A 19,357-nucleotide genomic window follows, 5' to 3' on the forward strand; every position below is an offset into this window, starting at 1 on the left:
CATTTGGCGGGGGCTGACAACCCGCGCCTCGGGCGCTTCGGCGGGCCGCCGTGAAAGACCGCTGATCGCCCCCCCGGTATCGCCATCGAATTTCCGGCCCCGGCATCCACGCCAAATTACCTGCATCGGACATACAAACAGGCTCTGCCGCCCCCCCCTATCAATTCATATAGGATCAATGCCAATGAATTGACTTGAAATAGTTAGTAGTCCAGTATTCCGCGTCCACGCGCCCATCTTCAATGGGGGCGTACCGGGGGAGCATAACAATATGAAAGCCGGCGGATTCTTCTTCCGTCTTGCCATCATCATTTCGATGGCATTCTCGATGGCGTTTGCGGGCCGCGTTCAGGCCCAGGCCGCAGACAAGACAGTGACATTCGCTGGCGCAGCTTATGGGGGCGACGCCGCCAGCATCGACAAACGATTTCCCTATTCGCGCGCCTATGAAACCGGCCTGAAAGCGGCGGGCGATTCGCCATACAAACGTCTGCTGGCGGCCGTCAATCAGAATCCGGCCAGACACCTCACGCTCACGACCGGGCCGATCGACCAGTTGAAGGGCCGTGACCAAGCGCTCGTCGTATCGCTCGTCATCAATACCGAGACTGTCTCCGTCGAGCGCTTCGGCGCTATCCGCAAGCTGTTTGTCCTGCTGCGCGGCCAAGTGCTGTTCTTCGACTTCAAGTCGATGACAGTACTGCGCTCCTATCCGGTCAGCTTCGGTTACGTCGACAACCTCGATCACGAGCCGACGCGCGCAGAAGTGCTGGAACGCGTGCGCATGGTCTATGACGGTGCGAACGGCAAGCCCGGGCTGTACGCCCGCTTTGCCTCGTCCGTCGCACAAGCGCAGTTGCCCGATCAGGCCCCCCGCTATCTGCAAGTCACCCACGTGGAAGTCACGCCGGAGGCCGCAGCCGTGCTGCCCGATTATCTGAAGGCCACACCCGCCGCTGCGCAGACGTGGGTCGCCGACATGGCCAGCGAAGCGATCTCCACACGCATCGGCGTGCCCGTTGTGCCTTACTCGAAGGGCTATGCCATTGGCAATGTCATGTCGATGCAGATCATGGACGGCACGGTCTTCAATCTCAAGCTGCCGCAGCCGGACTATGAGATCGACGTCGCGCTCAAGAATTTCAAGAAGATCAAGTACAGCGAGAACGCTGTGGGCACGGCGTACATCTACGGCAGCTACGCGGATGTCGCCATTCGCGAGCCGCTGACCGGTGCGACCTACCTGAACACCTCGCTCAAGAACGGTGAGGTGAAGCCGGTTCCTGCATCGCAGACGTGGGTCGACGATTTCCCGGCCTATTACGACTCCGTCAACGGTCTGTTCGTGAAGCTTGCCGAGTCGGTGGCGGGGACGGACACATCATGGGTGAAGTCTGCCGCTTCGGCGCCGGACATTTCGTCGCAAATCGACAAGACGATGGGATTGATGAAGCTATGCAAGTAATGAAGCGATTTTTGTTGTTGTGTGCCGCGGCCTTGTTCGCATCGGGTGCTGCTGCACAGGTGCAGCAGGCGCGCGGCAAAGCGACCGTAACCTACGAGGGCTGGTCGATCTCGCGCGACGACAAGGCGCGCGCCCTGTCGGCCGCCCAGATGAAGGCCGTGGAGTTCTACTACGCCGAGGCCGGCGAAGCCGAGTCGGAGAACTTCGACGCGATTCGCCAGAAGATTCTCGCCGAGCCGGATCGCTACATCCTCGACTCGACGATCCTTGCCGAAGAGGAAAACTCGGACAAGAAGCAGTACACCGTGGCCGTGCGTGTCTCGCTCAACGTGGCGAATCTGCGCAACGCCGTGAAGCGCAATTCCGTGGTCGCCAAGGGAGGGCCGGCCGGGCGCTCGCCGCTGGCGTTCATCTTCGTCTCTCGTGAAGTCGGCACCTCGCGGGCGTATGACGACCGCGTGTACAAGCGCATTGACCGCAAAGCCGACGTCAAGGCCCAGGTCAATGCGTCAGAGCAAGGCACCGAGGGCGAGAACATTCGCGGCAATCAGATCGGCACGAGTGCGGCGACGAACGCGAAGATGTCCGCATCGATGCAAAGCTCCGCGTCCGTCGAGACGGGTGGCAGCACCACGCGACGCGCCACCGACAACACGTATCGCCTGATTCCCAGCGCCAATCTGTCGCAAGTCTTCACGTCGACGTTCGCGAAGGCCGGCTTCAAGGTCAACGAAGCCGCGCTGGTCGAGCCTTATACCGGCGGCCAGTTCAAGGTCGCCAATGTCGAGGACGATTACAAGAACGGCATGGATCTGAAGCCGGCAACGCTCGCGTCGATGGTCTCGGGCATGCGCGTCGCACGCATGTCCTACATCGCACTAGGCACGCTCGACGTCGGCCTCGCCGATCGCGATCCGAACTCCGGGCTCATGCGCGTGGCTGTCACCGTCAACGCAAAACTGCTCGACATCGGCCAGACCATTCCGGATACCGTCGCCTCGGTGGGCCCCGTTCAGTACGCCGGCACCGGTCCGACCGAAGACGAGGCCCGAACCAATGCGCTGCGTCTGGCGGCCAACAACGCCGCGCGCGAGTTGACCAGCCAGATCACCAATCTCAGTCTGCGTTAATCAGCGGATTCAACCCTCCCTCTCCTGGAGAAGACGTTCATGAAGAAAATCATCGCTTGCGCCGTTGCGGCCGCTCTGGTGGGTGCCTCGGGCGCCTCGTATGCTCAACTCGGCGGGCTGACCAGTCTCGTGGGCGGCGGCAGCAAGTCGGATAGCACCGCCGATCTGTCGGGCCAGCAAGCGGCGCTGGTGAAGAACTACGTCGCCGCCAACGTCGACGTGCTCAACGCCAACGCCAAGATGGGCGAAGCCCTCGGCCTGAAGACGCAAGCCGAACAAGCAGCCGCCGTCGTGGCGCAACTGTCGTCGGGCTCGACGCAGGACAAGGACTCGGCCTCGAAGGCCGTCAACGCCGTGGGCGACACGAGCGGCGCCATCGCAGCGAAGCTCAAGGAGAAGCCGGTGCTCGACGATGCTTCGAAGAAGACGTTCACGCAAGGCCTCGGCCACCTCGCTCTGGGTATGGTGCACTACGTCGGCATGCGCAACGACGTGACGTCGATGGGCAACAACATGAAGAGCGCCTCACCGATGGCGCTCACCTCGCTGGGCGGCGCCACCTATGTCGTGTCGAACTTCCCTGGCTCGGTCACGGAAGCGGGCAAGGCACTGAAGAACGCCATCGACTTCGCACGCAGCAACGGCATCGAAGTCCCGGCGGATGCCACCAAGGCACTCGCAGCGCTGTAAGCCAAAGCACCCTACCCACAACATGATGCGTAACTCGCTCACGGGGGCCCTTGCGGCCCTCTTTTTTATTGCCGGATGCTCCGAGAAGCCGGCAGACGCGCCTCAGGCCCCCTCCTCCGCACCGAGCGCAGCCGCGCCCGTACCGGACGCCGGTAAGGTCGAGACCGAAAAGACAACGGCAGTTGGTTTCGGCAACACGGCGGGCGAAGCCATGCTCGAAGCGATGAAGCTCGCGCTGATGCAGGTCAACGGCGCCGTGGTGCAGTCCGACAGCGTGACGGCCAAGTATGGGCTGGACGTCAGCCTCGATCAGGATTCGGCATCGCTGCGCGCAAACGCATTCGCCGACATCGTGCAGCAGCGTTCGGGGGGTGTTATTCAGCATCTGCGCGTGATCAGCCTTGACGAGCCGGGCGTGCTGTCCAAACGCTATAAGGCCAGCATCGAGGCCGATATCGCCAAGTTCAAGCCGTCTGCCGACATGCGCAAGCTCAAGGTCGTCGTCGGTCCGGTCGTCTTCTCGCAGGCCTCGCTGCCGATGGGCGACACCACCGTTGCGTCTCGCGAAGTCGCGGCAACACTGCGTCAACGGGTCAGCGATGCCCTCGTGCAGACTGGCCGTTTTGCGGTGCTCGACCGGGAGATGAGCCCCGAGATCGAGCAAGAACTCGACATGATCAAGTCCGGCGAAGCGCCCAGCGCCGAGTTGGCGAAGCTCTCACAAGCCGCCAGTGCCGATCTGGTGTGGAGTGCACGCGTGAGCGCGTTCAACTACACCCGGCAGGCACGGCAGTTGCGCACGAGCGATCGGCAACTCGTGAGCTATTCGGGCGGCTGGGCGCTTTCGCAGAAAATGGTGAACGTGGCGACACGCCAGGTCTCGGCGGCCAGCTCGTTGAGCAATACATTGCCGGCGACCGCGCCGACCACGTTGGGCACCGGCGTCGACGGACAACGCATTCTCGCCGAGATGACCGATCAGGCCAGCAAGGCCATCGTCAGCGCAATCCTGCAATCGACGTTCCCGATTACGGTACTCGGACGCGACGGCACGAATGTCGTCGTCAGTCAGGGCGGACAGGCGCTGCGCGAAGGGGGCCGCTACGCGGTCGTCGCGTTGGGCAACGAGTTCAAGGATCCGCAGACGGGGCAAAGCCTCGGACGCACCGAGAACCCGTGCTGCGAACTGGTTGTGGAACGCGTGACGCAGAACCTGTCGTATGGGCATCTCGAGAACGTGCGCAGCAATCTCAACCTCGACACGCTGCCGATCGCCGGTCTTCAGGTACGTGGCGAGCTTGCTGGCGGGCAAGGCCGCTCGGCACCTCAGGCCGGGAGCACCGCAGCGCCCGCCGCCGTGGCAGGCAAGGCCGCGACCGGGGAGAAGGCGGCGAAGAAGGGCTCGACGCCGGCCAGTGCGCAATCAGCACCGGCGCAAGACGATAAGTGGTAAAGCACCGTAGCAAGTCGTAGCGTACAGTCAAGCATCAGGCCGTCGCCCCTCGCCGGGGCGACGGCGCTGTCCGCAAATCCATGAGCGGGCTCCGAGGCAGGTTGCCGGGGCCGGCCGCGCGAGGCGAGTAGAATCCGCGACACAAACAGTTGGCGATTGTCGCCGCTGCCGCAGAATTCGACGGGCCAGACGCATGAGGCATCATCGTGTGTCGCCCCGCCCTCAGCAAGGTCGACGTCATGAGTGAAACTCCATCCCCTGCGCGCAGCCCACGCTTCGTGCCCAACGGTCCCGCATTGACCGTCGAGCAGATCGCCCTTCAGGTCGCGAACGAGCGGATCTGCATCGCCATGGCCAATGCCGGCACCGGCAAGACGACGACACTCGTCGCGCGTATCGGCGAAGCCATCGCCGGCGGCACACCCCCTGAGCAGATCCTCGCGCTGACCTTCACCGTCACCGCAGCCGACGTGCTGCGCGCCCGCCTGCAACGCTCCGGCATCCACCCCGAGTTGCACAAGCGCGTGCGCGTCTCGACCTTCGACGACTACAGCCACGAAGTGCTCGAGACCTTGCCCACTGCGAACGAACGCGCCCGGCGCATTCAGCGCGACAGCTTCCTCACGTCCTCCATCGCCGACGCCATGGAGACATTGCGGGACGACGTCGAACACCGCTACGCACCGGGCGCCTTCGAGGACAATCACATCAATGTGGCGCAAAGTCTCGAAGCCATGCGAAAGCTCAAAGCGGGCGGCGCGCTATTCGACGACGTCGATGACGAACAGCTTGGCGATTTACTCGAACGTCTGGACGTCACGCCGGCCCAATACGCCATCGCTCAGGCTTATGAACGCATTCGCCTGGGCGCGCTGGACGAGCCGAAGTTCCGGGACCGTTTCGACGCGACGTACGATCTCGCGCAGTTGATCGATCGGGAGAGTGTCTTGCCGCAATACTTCGCGCCTTGCCGGTTGATTGTGTGCGACGAGCAACACGACTTCAACGAAGCGTCGTATCGCGTGCTGCGCCATTTGCTTCGCACGCCGAATTGCCGCTTCGTCGGCGTTGGCGATCGCGATCAGGTCATCCACGGAGAGATGGGCGCGAGCGACGTCTATATGGGCGAGCGCTTCCAGATGGATTTCTCCGGCGCGACCGCCTACAAACTCACGCGCACGTTCCGTCATGGCCCGCATATCGCCTATCCGGTCGCCGCTTTCAAGCGCAAGGCCATCGAATCGTATGTCCGGCGTCACACGCCCATTGAGGTCATCACGGCCGACAGCGCGCAAAATGCCGTTGCCGATGTCGTGCTTGCAGACGTGCGTCGCTGGCTGCAAGAGAGTGATAAGCGTTCGACGTGCGCGGTACTTCTGCGCGACTGGCATCAAAGCGCCGCGATAGAAGAAGCACTGTGGCAGGCCGAGATTCCGTTCGAGTCGCCGAACAAGGAGGGTTTTCAGTTCCGGGAAGAGATCCGTTTCGTGCGCGCCGTATTCGCGTTGGCGATGCGCGCACACGAGACAATCGACGAGCGCGAGCGCATGTCCGTTGCGGCAGTGCTGGGCATCTTCGCGAGCATTCGCCTCTCGCGCGATCAGTACCAACTGACGGCAAAACACCCGGAACTGATCGAACAGATTTACGCGTCGTATTTGCTGGGCGCGCCACCGGGCACACCGGCGGCCAATATCGGGCAGTTGATTCGCGAATTGCGCGCGAGCCTGCCGACGCTCTCGGCCAGCGACGCCTTCCGCCGCATCCGTCAGAAAATCGATTTTCAGGCAGTAGCCACGCGCCTCTACGCGCGCCCCTACGATGTCGATCTCGTCGAACGCACGCTGCGCGCGTTTGCGTCGACACTCCCCTCCGACGACACGCCGCTCGCCGACTATTTCTCGTCGATGATGGCGCGCCTGTCTGCCATCCGGCGCACACGAACGGGCACTCGCGTGAGCGTGGACACTGTTGCGAACCTCAAGGGCAAGGAGTTCGACCACGTCATCATTCCCTTTCTGGAACGCAACGAGTTCCCGAATCCGTTCGCGCAGATGGAAAGCGAGAAGAACCTGTTCTATGTGGCGCTCACCCGGGCGCGGGAATCGCTGTCGCTGATTACGTCGCGGGACGAAACCCGTCAGAGCGGGTTCATCGCCTCGCTCGACCTGCCCCGCACGACTCGCCTCGCCGACGACGCGCTCGTTCGCAACATGGCGACGCCCGTGGACACCGCACCTGCGCGCCGCTATCTGAGCGGCGACACCTATGGCGCAAAAGACGAACTGATGGCCCTCGGCGCCGTCTACGACCCCGCGCGGCGACAGTGGTACATCACGCCGGAGAGGGACTCGGCGGCCTTCTCGCAATGGTTGTAACGATGCTCACGCGACGCGGGTAGAATCCGCAACGCGCGGCACACATCGCGGGCGAAGGTCGCTGCTAACGCAACATTTGACGGAACACATCCTCATGAAGAAAGCACTCGGACTGGCACTGGCGCTGACAGCCGCCGCGAATTGGGCACATGCCGAGAGGATCGGCGACGTGAGCACGGCATTCAAATTGCTGGGCCCGGATCACAAGATTGTCGTGGATGCCTTCGACGATCCGAAGGTGCGCGGCGTCACGTGCTACGTGTCGCGCGCGAAGACCGGTGGCATGAAGGGCATGGTCGGGCTGGCGGAAGACAAGTCCGAAGCCTCGATTGCCTGCCGCCCCGTGGGACCGATTTCGTTCGGCGCGCCGCTGCCGAAGGAAGAAGAGGTCTTCTCGGAAGGGCTGTCCCCGCTCTTCAAGAAGCTGCGTATCGTGCGCATGATCGACAAGACGCGCAACACACTCGTTTATCTCACCTACTCCGACAAGCTCATCGACGGCTCCCCGCAGAACAGCGTGACCGCAGTTCCCGTGGACCGGGACACGCCGATTCCGATGAAGTAAGCGCTCGGCCTGACGTCTGCGCGGCAAGCCTCATCCGCGCAGCAAACCGAATCGCTTCAATTTCCGGTAAAGCGTGTTGCGGCTCACACCGAGCTTGCGCGCCGCTGCACTCACTTGCCCCTGACAAGCGTCGAGCGTAGCCCGCAGCGCCTGGCGCTCCGCGGCTTCCAGCGGGGCCTCTGCCCGAGGTGTTTCGGCCGCCACGCGCTCCACGTCGCGCAACTCGCCGGGCAAGTCGTCGAGCGTGACGACACCGCTCTCGCTCAGCGCGACGAGCGTGCGGATGACGCTGCGCATCTGGCGCACGTTGCCCGGCCACGCGTAGGCGCAAAGCCGGTCCTGCGCCGCGTCCGTCACGGTGATCCGGCCTTGTTCGCAGGCCTGTGCCAATAGCCGTTGAATCAGGTCGATCTTGTCTTCACGCTCGCGCAGCGGCGGCACCCCGACTTCCAGCCCGCTCAGGCGATAGAAGAGATCCTCGCGGAATAGCCGTTCGGCGATGCGCTCGGAAAGGTCGCGGTGCGTCGCGCTGAGTATGCGAATGTCCAGCGGCACCGGCTCGCCGCCGCCGAGCGGCGACACCATGCGGTCTTCGAGCACGCGCAGCAGGCGGGTTTGCATGGCGAACGGCATATCGCCAATCTCGTCGAGAAACAGCGTGCCGCCATTCGCTTGCCAAAGCTTGCCGTTCATCCCCTCTTTGCGCGCCCCGGTGAAGCTGCCGCCCACGTAGCCGAAAAGCTCGCTCTCGATGAGCGACTCGGGAATCGCCGCGCAATTCAGCGCGACAAACGGACCGTTTGCTCTCGCACTCGCCGCGTGCACCGCGCGCGCGAAGACTTCCTTGCCGCTCCCGGTTTCGCCGCGAATCAGGACCGGCACATCGTGAGCGAAGACGCGGCACGCCCGCGAAAACTCGCGCGCCAGCGCCGGATCGGAAAACGGCGGTGCAGACGTTTCCTGCCGGGACATCGGCAGATGGCTAACGCGCCGCGCTGCGCGGTGCGGCGCCCGCACCATCGCCAGCAGCGATTCGCCGTGATGCGTGCGAATCGGCCAGCACGCGCTCGGCGCGGGATGCCCTTGTGCCAGCAGCGCGTCGAGGGTTTGCGCAAACCATCGATCCACGCGTGTGCCCACGATCTCGTCGCGCGGCACGCCCAGTCGATTCAACGCGCTTTGGTTGGCGGCAAGCACGCGGCCGGCGTCGTCGAACGCGATCAATGCCTGCGCGAAGCCGCCGAGATGATCGGCCTGCTCCTGCAATTGCAGCAGCCATTCGTCGCGATAGTGCAGGAAGAAATACTCGCTCTCCACCACCTTCGCCGACAGATTCACGAGCGCGAGCGTATGGAATTGGCTCTGCCGGGTGAGGTCGGCGCTCGTCGACGACACGTCGATCACGGCCAGCAGTTCGCCTTGCGGAGCAAATACGGGACTTGCCGTACAGGTGAGCGCCGTGTGCAGCGCGCGGAAGTGATCCTGCTGACAGATGATGACGGGAGCACGCTCGACCACGCAGGTGCCAATGCCGTTGGTGCCTTCGCACGACTCGCTCCAGTCCGCGCCCGGCCAAAGCCCTGCGCGATGGAAATCGTCGCGCTGGCCGTCGTGGAGCCGTGAGTCGACGATCACCCCGTCCGGCGCCGTGAGCAACACCGCCTGATGCGGATTCATCAATTGGCGTTGCAGACGCTCGAGCACAGGGGTGGATACGCTGCGCAGCCGCTCCATTGCGCTGCGCCGCTCGCGCAACTGTGCCGACTCCAGCACGCGCGGCGCCATCCGCGCGCCCGGATCGAGCGCGTGGGTATCCAGACAGCGGCGCCAGGAATCGGCGATGTTCGGGTCCGTCGCGGCGGCACCGTGCGGCGAATGACCTTGTACCGCATTCAGCACACGGCGCGCGTGCGCGGACTCTGTATTGGCTGGCATTGGTCGTCTCCCCCGTGCCGGATGATCTCGTAGTCGTTCCCGAAGCATGTCCCATGCCGGGGTTCATTGCAATGCGCTATGTCAATCGGAAGACGCAAATCGATTGTCTGTCACAACGACGAGACAAGGGGTGTCACCGTCAGGGACAAAGGTGTCACGGATTCGTGACACCCGGCGACCGCCGCACGCCCATGAACCGCGTGGATACGGCATTGGCCGAAGGTGGCCCGCGAATTGCTTACTACCCCGCGTGGCCACAGCGCCACCGACACGACAATATTCGGAGACACAACATGCGATACGCTCCACCCGGCACGCCCGGTGCCCTGCTGTCTTTGCAAGCGCGGTACGAAAACTACATCGGCGGCAAGTTCGTCCCGCCCGTGGAAGGACGGTATTTCGTCAACACGTCGCCCGTCACCGGCGGCACCATCGGCGAGTTTCCGCGATCCAGCGGGGCAGATATCGAGCTTGCGCTCGACGCGGCGCATGCCGCAGCGTCCAAGTGGGGCAAGACGTCGGTACAGGCGCGCTCGCGCATTCTGTTACAAATCGCCGACCGCCTCGAAGCGCAGTTGGAGCGGTTCGCCGTCGCCGAGACATGGGACAACGGCAAACCGGTGCGCGAGACGCTCGCCGCCGACCTTCCGCTGGCCATCGATCACTTCCGCTACTTCGCCGGGTGCATCCGCGCCCAGGAAGGTACGGCTGCGGAGATCGACGAGCACACCGCCGCCTATCACTTCCATGAGCCGCTGGGCGTCGTCGGCCAGATCATTCCGTGGAACTTCCCGCTGCTGATGGCCGCGTGGAAGCTGGCTCCCGCGCTCGCCGCAGGCAACTGCGTGGTGCTAAAACCCGCCGAGCAAACGCCGCTTTCGATCACCCTGTTCGCCGAACTGGTCGGCGATCTGCTGCCGCCGGGCGTGCTCAACATCGTTCAGGGTTTCGGCAAGGAAGCCGGCGAAGCCCTGGCGACCAGCCGCCGCATCGCCAAAATCGCCTTCACCGGATCGACACCCGTGGGCGGCCACATCCTGGCGAAGGCCGCCGCCAATCTGATTCCGAGCACCGTCGAGTTGGGCGGAAAGTCGCCGAACATCTTCTTCGAAGACATCATGCGCGGCGAGCCGGAGTTCATCGAGAAGGCCGCCGAAGGCCTCGTGCTGGGCTTCCTGAATCAGGGTGAGGTCTGCACCTGCCCCTCGCGCGCGCTCGTTCAGGAATCGATTTACGAGCCCTTCATGGAAGTCGTGATGGCACGGGTCGCACGTATCAAGCGCGGCGACCCGCTCGACACGGAAACGGCCGTCGGCGCGCAAGCGTCGCAGCAGCAGTTCGACAAAATCCTCACGTACCTCGATCTCGCGCGCAAGGAAGGCGCACAGGTGCTGACGGGCGGCGGCATCGAAATACTGGAGGGCCCGCTGGCGTCGGGCTTCTATATCCAGCCGACCCTGCTCAAGGGCGATAACCGCATGCGCGTGTTCCAGGAAGAGATCTTCGGTCCGGTGGTCGGCGTGACCACCTTCCGCGACGAGGCGGAAGCGCTGGCCATCGCCAACGACACCGAGTTCGGTCTGGGCGCCGGTGTGTGGACACGCGACATCAATCGCGCATACCGCATGGGCCGCAGCATTCAGGCAGGACGCGTGTGGACCAACTGCTATCACCTCTATCCGGCGCATGCCGCGTTCGGCGGGTACAAGAAGTCCGGTATCGGTCGCGAGACGCACAAGATGATGCTCGACCACTATCAGCAGACGAAGAATCTGCTGGTGAGCTACGACATCAATCCGCTCGGATTCTTCTGAGCGCTCACGCTAGTCGCCTCTGAGTTTGCAACAGATCAAAGACGCATCGCGCCATAGGTGCGATGCTGTCTTCAGTGCTTGCAAACGATGATTCTGGACACCATATGCGCGCTCGCGTCGAGAAACCGGCGCGCGTGGTGTGCCCCTCACAGAACGAATAAGGAGCATGACCATGAGCACGACCTTCTTTATCCCCGCCGTCAACATGATGGGCATTGGCAGCCTCGACGAGGCAATTAGCGCCCTGCGTCAGTACCATTTCCGCCGTGCACTGATCGTGACCGACGCCGGACTCGCCAAGGCGGGTGTTGCAGACAAGGTAGCGAAGCTGCTGGCGCAACAGGACATTCAATCCGTGGTGTTCGACGGCGCGAAGCCGAACCCGACGGTCGGCAATGTGGAAGCCGGACTCGCCGTCCTCAAGCAGAGCCAGTGCGATTTTGTGATCTCGCTGGGCGGCGGCTCGCCGCATGACTGTGCAAAGGGCATTGCGCTGTGCGCGTCCAATGGCGGGCAGATTGCCGATTACGAAGGCGTCGACCGTTCGAAGAAGCCGCAACTGCCGCTCGTCGCGATCAACACGACGGCAGGCACCGCGAGCGAGATGACGCGGTTCTGCATCATCACGGACGAAAAGCGTCATGTGAAGATGGCAATCGTCGACCGTAATGTCACGCCGTTGCTATCGGTCAATGATCCGGCGCTGATGGCGGCGATGCCCAAGGGGCTGACGGCCGCGACAGGGATGGATGCGCTGACGCACGCGACGGAAGCGTATGTGTCGACCGCGGCCACGCCGATCACTGATGCCTGTGCACTGAAGGCGGTCACGCTGATTTCGCAGAACCTGCGTCGTGCGGTATCGCATGGCGACGACATGACGGCGCGCGAGAACATGGCGTACGCACAGTTCCTCGCAGGGATGGCGTTCAACAACGCATCCCTCGGGTACGTGCACGCGATGGCGCATCAGCTCGGCGGTTTCTATGACTTGCCGCACGGCGTCTGCAACGCGGTACTGCTGCCGCATGTGGAAGAGTTCAACGCGAGCGTGAGTGCGGGACGGTTGAAGGATATCGCGCAGGCGATGGGTGAGAAGGTGGACGGTCTGAGCGACGAAGAAGGCGCGAAGGCGGCGATTGCCGCGATCCGCCGGCTGTCGAAGGACATCGGGATTCCGAACGGGTTGACCGAACTCGGCGCGAAGCTGGAAGACGTCCCGACGCTTGCCGCGAATGCGATGCAGGACGCCTGCGGATTCACCAACCCGCGACGCGCAGAGCAAGCCGAGATCGAAGAGATCTTCCGCCGGGCGTTCTGAGAACGAGTTGCATCGGTTCGTTGACGCGGCTCCGTGGCGGGCTCGTCAACGTGCCGAATGGAATGCGGTAAATCGGACGTGAGGCAGAACTAGCTGCGCCGTAGGTAGTAACTGGCCTCGGAGAAGCCGTGCTGGCGGCATAGTTCCTTGACCGGTATTCCCATCTCGGCTTCCCGCAGGAAGCCGATGATTTGCTCGTCGGTGAATCTCTTCTGCATGTCCAATCTCCTGACTACGTGATTGGACTCTAAATCGCCGCGCTACTCAAATCAGGGAGACGTCAGGCGGCCCCTGTCCCCTCATCCGCTACATTACCTGCGGCCGCCGCACTTCGGACGGGTCAATCACGATCAGCGAAGTCGCGAAGCGATCGCCAAAGGTGCGCGAAATCGTCACGGAAGGTGTCGGGCAGCGGCGGTGGGGCACGGGTGCGATGAACCTGGCAGCACCGTTGCGGCTATTAGCCGAGCGACTTCGTCAGCCGCCATCGCAGATATAATTCGGCGAAACTAGCCGCGTCAAACCATCGCCGCCCCTACCCTGAGCACCGCGCTTCAGCGCACAGCGTTGCGATATCGAGAAACCCACTATGCAAGCCGCATCGCGATCCTTCGTGGGGCGAATCCGCTCACAATTGAACGAGTTGCCCGCCGCAGAGCGTCGGCTGGCCGAATTCGTGCTCGATTTTCCCGGCGATCTGGCCAGTTACACGGGCGCCGAGCTTGCCGAACTCGCCGAGGTCTCCAAGGCCACTGTCAGCCGCTTCGTGCGGCGTCTCGGTTATCCCGGCTACGAAGAAGCGCGGCGTCATGTTCGCGACGAGAAACAGACTGGCGCGGCGTTGCTGCTTTCCGACTCGGCCAAAGCTGCCAGCCCCAATGCGGTGGAAGCCCATGCCAACCAGGGCGCGCTGAACCTGACCGGCACATTCGGGCGTCTGTCGAACACGGAGATCGACAGAATTGCGAAGGCCATCGTGGCCGCGCGACAAGTGTTCGTGTTCGGCTTCCGCAGCAGTCAACCCTTCGCCAGCTACTTCCGCTGGCAAATTCTTCAGGTCGTGGAGCGCGTCATCGTGTTGCCCGGTCCGGGCGAGACCGTCGGCGAACATCTCGCAAGCATGGAAGCAAAGGATTTCGTCGTGGTCTTCGGTCTGCGCCGTCGCGTCCCGCAAACGGATGCGATCCTCGATTACGCCGCGTCGGCAGGCACGAAGACCCTCTACATCACCGATCAACAGGCGCCAGAACATCAGGGCGCTACCTGGTCGATCAACTGCGAGACCACGGCGCCGGGGCCGCTCGATAATCATGTCGCCGTGCTCGGTCTGTGCGGGCTGCTCGCGACGAAGGTCCTTGAACATGCGGGAACTCGCGGGCGAAAACGCCTGAGTGCGATCGAGAGCGCACATGATCACATGGGAGAACTTTGACGTCAGTCTGTTCGCCGTATGACATTCCGCACGCCGGCGACTGACGGAACTGAAATTTCATGTATCTCCAAAAAGAGAAACATGAATTGCACCACCCCGATGCACACCCAAGTGTCACATGCATTAACAAGGGGAGAAACACGCTTTTCGGCCCACTTCCCGCACCCCGAATGTGCACATTCAACCCAGCAATGATCGACTACGGTGCAGCTTGAAAAGCATTGAAAACACAGTCACTTAGCATCTCACGTACGTGAAATTAATATTTCTTGATAAATATAAATTGAAATCGTAGGATCGCCTCACGGACGAAGCGGTGGCCGCATTCGTCACCGTCAACACCTGAAAGGGGCGATCATGGCCAGCACACCGAATAGCGCGTCTTCTACGCTCACAAGCTCTGCGCAGCTCGATCAGGCGCTCGACAACATCGGCGTCACACCCGCACACAAGACCATCATCCTGTTGATCCTAATCGGTTGCCTGTTCGACAGTTTCGAGCAGAACGCCGTCGGCCTTATCGCACCGATGTTGCGAGCACAGTGGGGCCTGAGCGCCACTGACATTGGCCTGCTCAATACCGTGACGTTCGCGTCGGCCGCACTCGGTCGGCTGGTCTCGGGCTACATAGCCGACCGATTCGGCCGTCGCATGATGCTGACCGCCGACCTCCTGCTGTTCACGCTTGGCGCGGTAATCTGTGCGCTGGCGCCGACGTTTGTCGTCCTCTGCGTGGGGCGCGCCATCGTGGGCTTCGGTCTCGGCGGTGAAATCGCAATTGCCGTCACCATGCTTGCCGAATTCTGCTCGCAGAAATTTCGCGGCACGGCCGTGGGCCTCGTGAATGTCGGGGCTGGCGGTCTCGGCAACTTTCTCGCACCGGCTTTCGGCATCGCAGTATTCGCCGTCTTTCCCGGCCCCGACGGCTGGCGCTGGTTATTCGCCTGCCTGGTGGTTCCCGCGATACTCGCCGCGTTTTACCGGCATATCATTCCGGAGACGCCTCGCTTTCTCCTCGCCAAAGGCAGGTTCCGTGAGACGAACGTCGTACTTGCCAAGCTGGCCACCGGTAAGCTGACGGGCGAGCCGGCAGAGGTGAAGATTTACGTGTCGGAAAACATGCCGGCGGCAGCCGGTAACGAAAAAGTGAACGTGCTCGACATTTTCCGCGGCCGTCTTGCGCGTCGTACGTGTTCCGTTGGCATCGCCATCTGGATGACTTATGGCGCGCAGATTTCCGTGTTGACACTGATGCCGACGATTCTCGTCGCGCAGGGCTACACGATCACGCGCAGTCTCGTATTTACGCTGATCATGCAAGGCGGCAGCTTATTCGGCGCCTCTGCGGCAGCGCTGCTCGGCTATCACTTCCCGAGAAAGCGCGTTTTGACGATCGGTGCGGTGCTCGCTTGTTTCGCCGCGCTTGCTTTTGGCTTCCTCGCGAAGAGTATCTTATTGATCCTCGCATGCGGTGCCCTGTTCCAGTTCTTTGTCCTGCTGCTCAACACGACGATCTGGATTTACGCGCCCGAACTTTTCCCGACACGGGTGAGAGCGTTCGGCACCTCGTTCATCCTCGCCCTCGGCACGACGGCGGGCGCGCTGATGCCACTCGTGTCGGGCCGCTTGTTCGACTTGCAAGGGATCGCCGGCGTGTTCGGTTTGATCGCCGTGATGTACGCGATATTTACCGCCGTCATCCAGTTCGCTCCCGAAACATATGGACATAAGCTCGATGAATCCGCCGATCTCGACACCCAACCGAACGTAGCAGCAACCGTTCATGGCTGACCTATCACGCTCTCTCGATATGCGCGAAATCCTGCTGCTCAATCCAAACACCTCGACCGAAACGACCGCAATGATGGTTGCGATCGCCCAGTCCTGCGCGCCGCCCGGCTACACGGTGAGCGGAGCGACCGCGACACGCGGCGTGCCGATGATTGTCGATGCGCCGCGCCTTCACGCGGCTGCCGGCGAGGTTGTGGAAGTCTGGAAACGACACACGACGAAGGTATATGGCGTTGTGATCAGCGCGTTCGGAGACCCCGGAATCCACTTGCTGCGCGAACTGACCGACGTGCCCGTCGTCGGTATCTGCGAGTCGTCGATTCTGGAGGCGGCGCAGGATGGGAGGCGGTTTGGCATCGCGACGGTCACACCGGATTTGGTCGAGTCGATCGACGCCAGCGTGGACGCACTCGGCTTGAGCAGTGTTTATACCGGCACCCGCCTGACCAGCGGGAATCCGCAAGAACTCACGTCCGATCCGCTTCGCCTTGAGGAAGCGCTCGCAGCCGTGGTGTCCGCATGTGTCGAACAGGACGGCGCCGAAGCCGTCGTCATCGGCGGTGGCCCGCTCGGGCAAGCGGCAATCGGACTCGCACACCGCTTCCAAGTGCCGGTGATCGCGCCGATACCTGCCGCAATGCGTAGGCTCTCGAGAATGCTGAGGCCGGATTGATAGCAGGCTCGGGCGCGCCGGGGGATCGATACCCCCTCAGCTAACCATCCGGGCGGCAGGAATGGTCCATGTTCCATTGATGATGGACGGGTCCGTCTCGCTCGGCCAATACATTCTCAACATGAGAATGAAGTCCCCGGGAGGCGCCGGAAGCCAGTTCGACTCCTTATCCTTACCAGGCGAATCCTTCTGGATGTAGAGATCGGTCGAGCCGTCTGCGTTGACCCGCAGATTTTGGCGCGCACTGATCGCATATCGGTTGAGCGCATTGTTCACGAAGAAGTAGCCGTCGTCATACATCGTCAACGACCAGAACCCCTCTACAGGCGGCAAACGGCCTTTGGGGAAATGCATGACGTACTTGTTCGACCCGTTGTATTTTCGCCCCTTCACATCCAGGTTCGAGGTCGGATAGAGCGCGTCCTGCGGGCGGTTTGCCCCGAGCCCGATGGCGGTGACGAGGGCCCGCGTCAGGTAATCGGTGCCGTAGACGCCGGTACGGGTCGTGTACGACCAACCGTTCTCGTTCTTGAGCGTCTTGTATTGCTGCATGATCCTGTTAAACCCGACCTCCGGAACGCGCTTGACGAAATCCCCTTTGAGCTTGCTCTCGTCAAAGCGCTTGCCGGGGACAATGCCGATGCGCGCGAACCTCGCGACGTGAGCCGCATCGGCAGCTGACGGCGGGTTCGTCTTCATCAGTTCACAAAGCAGAGAGAAGTAGGACACCGCATCCATGCGATTGACCTGATCGCGTACCGCCGTCTTCATGTCGATTGACGGGTCGACCTTGCCTGGCGGCGGTGTGTAAGGCTTGCCATAGGCACTGAGCGGAACAAGCTTGAACTCGTCTTGCAGCCTGTGGACCTCGGCGTAGTCTTCCGGTGTTCCAGTGCAATAGATACGGCCAAGCAGCCACACGATACTGGTGGACGACTTGTATTCTTTCACGCCCTCGGGAAGTGTTCCTTTCCAGCCCGGACCGGTGATCGCATACGTCTGCGCGCCAGTGCCCGTCGTGCGCTTACCCGGAACCTGGAATACTGTTGTCCAGCCATCAAGCATTGGCATCAGGAAATAGCGCCCCTTCATATCGGGGATACTGAGCACCCAAGGCTCGCTGCCAACGTCGAAGAAGGCGTTTGTGTAGAGCGTGTCGGCGTTCGGCGCTGTGACGTCCCTGAACGCTGCGTCAGGATAGCTGCGCATCTTGATGATGTGCCCCATCGGTCCGCGCGAGCCCGCTATCTCGGAGACATTGGAGATAATCCGCCGGGTCATCTCCATCGTCACTAATGGGTACCCAAAGACGTAAGCATCGATCGCCAGTTGCGAATCCTCGGAACGGTCGCCGGAAGCGTCAAAGGCCCCCTGCGCGGCAAGCGCCGACCGGGTCATTGCGGAGCCGGCGGCCAAGCCCAATCCACCTAACAATACAGAACGACGAGTGATCTTCATACGTGTACCCCTGGGTTGTGAACCACCTGACGTACGGGCGGGATCAGAAACGTGCCGTCGCGCCGACAGTCAGGCCGTTCGTTCGCATTCCTATTTGTATAAGAAAAATAATTGGATGGCGCATGGATCGCGCGCCGCACAGCCAGTTGGCCTCGTAACTGTTCTTGCGGACTATATAAGAACGACTCGATGGAAACTTGCCATTTGGCGCCAAAAACGAAGACGCAGAGTCTCTAGCCCTAATTGACGGAGAGACGTCTTTGGGTGGGCCTTACCATTTATGAGGTGAAGCGATAGCGCGACGGGATGCTCCCGGTCCAGCGTTTGAAGGCGCGAGTAAAGTGTGCTTGATCGCTATAGCCGACCATATACGCAATTTCGGTCGCGGAATAATTACCGCGAGAAATTAGCTGGAGCGCCTCAAGTCGACGCGTCTCGTCACGTAAGGCATCGAAGTCGACACCGCAATAATTGAGGCGGCGTTGCAGCGTTCGGGGAGACAGCCCAACGCTTCTTGAAATAGTGGCAAGTTTTGATTGATCCCGATCCGATATCCGCGTGATGAGTGTGTTTGCCGTTTCAAGCGTCGATCTGATGGCTTCCGTGATTTTCCTCGCATTATCCCGAGTATGTTGCAGGGGACTGTCGAGCAAATCGCGGTCGAACTCGATCATGTTGTACTCCGCGCTCGTTTCGAGGTTCTGGCCCAGGCATTCTTCGAGGGCATCATCCCCTCTCGCTCTTGGCATTTTGATGTGTACGCGTATGGCGGAAGGCTCACCGGACATGAGGGGAATTTTCCTGAGCACGGCAAGACTACCCAGGATGAAATGCCTCGGATCGGCTTCGCATGGCCCCCTGAACTGATGAATCAGTTTCGTCGTGCGGCCTTCGGTGACGATCTTCACTTTGCCCCCTTGATGCAGCAAGGCCGAATTGGAGGCAGCCATCGCACAAGCCTGAGCAATGTTTTCCGAACCCAATATCGACTCTCCCCATGCGCCGAGTGAGCGTATTTCTGTCAGGAATCCTACATATGCGCCACCGAATGGATCCTGTGTAATATCTGCCATTTCGTTGCCGATACGAAAGCAGGCCGTCTGTGGCAACCAGATATCGGGGTTTTGAAAGAAGTCCGACGAAATACCGAGCCGCCGGAGAAACTCCAGCGACGACACCCCCCGCATGGCGAGATAGGGCGCCATTTGCAGAAAGCTTCTGAGCCTGATTGTTGGCACGGCATTCGACATAG

Annotated in this window: 14 protein-coding genes and 1 pseudogene; 11 read left to right on the forward strand and 4 right to left on the reverse strand. The window is 61.7% G+C overall.

Annotated elements, in window-relative coordinates; genetic code table 11:
• The first annotated feature begins 271 nt into the window (after positions 1-271).
• The 6 genes from PCO31110_RS20415 to PCO31110_RS20440 all read left to right on the forward strand — a co-directional run bounded on the left by PCO31110_RS20415 (position 272) and on the right by PCO31110_RS20440 (position 7,681).
• Positions 272-1,465 (forward strand): hypothetical protein, encoded by a 1,194-nt coding sequence (locus tag PCO31110_RS20415; RefSeq protein ID WP_010808738.1) that lies wholly within the window; start codon positions 272-274, stop codon positions 1,463-1,465.
• Positions 1,465-2,595 carry a hypothetical protein gene (locus PCO31110_RS20420; RefSeq protein ID WP_010808739.1) on the forward strand — a complete coding sequence of 377 codons (1,131 nt, stop codon included), beginning with the start codon at positions 1,465-1,467 and terminating at the stop codon, positions 2,593-2,595. The genes PCO31110_RS20415 and PCO31110_RS20420 overlap by 1 nt, the downstream gene beginning before the upstream one ends.
• A 39-nt stretch (positions 2,596-2,634) precedes the next feature.
• Entirely contained in the window at positions 2,635-3,285 is a 651-nt protein-coding gene (locus tag PCO31110_RS20425) for a hypothetical protein (protein ID WP_010808740.1), read from the forward strand.
• 22 nt (positions 3,286-3,307) lie between these two features.
• On the forward strand, positions 3,308-4,738 hold the full coding sequence (locus PCO31110_RS20430) for a CsgG/HfaB family protein (protein WP_174979679.1): 1,431 nt from the start codon (positions 3,308-3,310) through the stop codon (positions 4,736-4,738).
• A gap of 239 nt (positions 4,739-4,977) precedes the next feature.
• The gene (locus PCO31110_RS20435; RefSeq protein WP_150691283.1) at positions 4,978-7,116 is read left to right on the forward strand and encodes a UvrD-helicase domain-containing protein; all 2,139 of its coding nucleotides are present in this window, start codon (positions 4,978-4,980) and stop codon (positions 7,114-7,116) included.
• Positions 7,117-7,210: 94 nt separating this feature from the next.
• Positions 7,211-7,681, forward strand: coding sequence for a CreA family protein (locus tag PCO31110_RS20440; protein WP_010808743.1), 471 nt, complete (start codon positions 7,211-7,213; stop codon positions 7,679-7,681).
• A 30-nt stretch (positions 7,682-7,711) separates the two neighbouring features.
• Here PCO31110_RS20440 and PCO31110_RS20445 read toward each other — a convergent pair whose 3' ends face one another.
• Positions 7,712-9,616: a sigma-54-dependent Fis family transcriptional regulator gene (locus PCO31110_RS20445; protein ID WP_150691284.1), complete on the reverse strand. Its 1,905-nt coding sequence runs from the start codon at positions 9,614-9,616 to the stop codon at positions 7,712-7,714.
• A 293-nt stretch (positions 9,617-9,909) separates the two neighbouring features.
• On the opposite strand from PCO31110_RS20445, the gene exaC reads away from it, so the two are divergent.
• Both exaC and yiaY read left to right on the forward strand, forming a co-directional pair.
• Positions 9,910-11,430: an acetaldehyde dehydrogenase ExaC gene (gene exaC, locus PCO31110_RS20450; RefSeq protein ID WP_010808745.1), complete on the forward strand. Its 1,521-nt coding sequence runs from the start codon at positions 9,910-9,912 to the stop codon at positions 11,428-11,430.
• A gap of 172 nt (positions 11,431-11,602) precedes the next feature.
• On the forward strand, positions 11,603-12,751 hold the full coding sequence (gene yiaY, locus PCO31110_RS20455) for an L-threonine dehydrogenase (protein ID WP_010808746.1): 1,149 nt from the start codon (positions 11,603-11,605) through the stop codon (positions 12,749-12,751).
• 92 nt (positions 12,752-12,843) lie between these two features.
• On the opposite strand, the pseudogene PCO31110_RS20460 reads toward yiaY, so the two are convergent.
• Positions 12,844-12,969, reverse strand: a pseudogene (locus PCO31110_RS20460) (IS3 family transposase); the annotation flags it as partial.
• Between the two features lie 371 nt (positions 12,970-13,340).
• Between PCO31110_RS20460 and PCO31110_RS20465 the strand changes: the two are divergent.
• The 3 genes from PCO31110_RS20465 to PCO31110_RS20475 all read left to right on the forward strand — a co-directional run bounded on the left by PCO31110_RS20465 (position 13,341) and on the right by PCO31110_RS20475 (position 16,647).
• The gene (locus tag PCO31110_RS20465) at positions 13,341-14,183 is read left to right on the forward strand and encodes a MurR/RpiR family transcriptional regulator (protein ID WP_010808748.1); all 843 of its coding nucleotides are present in this window, start codon (positions 13,341-13,343) and stop codon (positions 14,181-14,183) included.
• A 357-nt stretch (positions 14,184-14,540) separates the two neighbouring features.
• The gene (locus tag PCO31110_RS20470; RefSeq protein WP_150691285.1) at positions 14,541-15,974 is read left to right on the forward strand and encodes an MFS transporter; all 1,434 of its coding nucleotides are present in this window, start codon (positions 14,541-14,543) and stop codon (positions 15,972-15,974) included.
• Positions 15,975-15,993: 19 nt separating this feature from the next.
• Positions 15,994-16,647 carry an aspartate/glutamate racemase family protein gene (locus PCO31110_RS20475; protein WP_036662293.1) on the forward strand — a complete coding sequence of 218 codons (654 nt, stop codon included), beginning with the start codon at positions 15,994-15,996 and terminating at the stop codon, positions 16,645-16,647.
• A 36-nt stretch (positions 16,648-16,683) separates the two neighbouring features.
• Here the strand turns inward: PCO31110_RS20475 and PCO31110_RS20480 are convergent, their stop codons facing one another.
• On the reverse strand, positions 16,684-18,105 hold the full coding sequence (locus PCO31110_RS20480; protein ID WP_036662296.1) for a DUF1254 domain-containing protein: 1,422 nt from the start codon (positions 18,103-18,105) through the stop codon (positions 16,684-16,686).
• A gap of 278 nt (positions 18,106-18,383) precedes the next feature.
• Positions 18,384-19,310: an AraC family transcriptional regulator gene (locus PCO31110_RS20485; protein WP_246189918.1), complete on the reverse strand. Its 927-nt coding sequence runs from the start codon at positions 19,308-19,310 to the stop codon at positions 18,384-18,386.
• Between the last annotated feature and the right edge of the window lie 47 nt (positions 19,311-19,357).

It is taken from the genome of Pandoraea communis, assembly GCF_902459745.1.
In the GTDB taxonomy this organism is placed as follows: Bacteria; Pseudomonadota; Gammaproteobacteria; order Burkholderiales; family Burkholderiaceae; genus Pandoraea; species Pandoraea communis.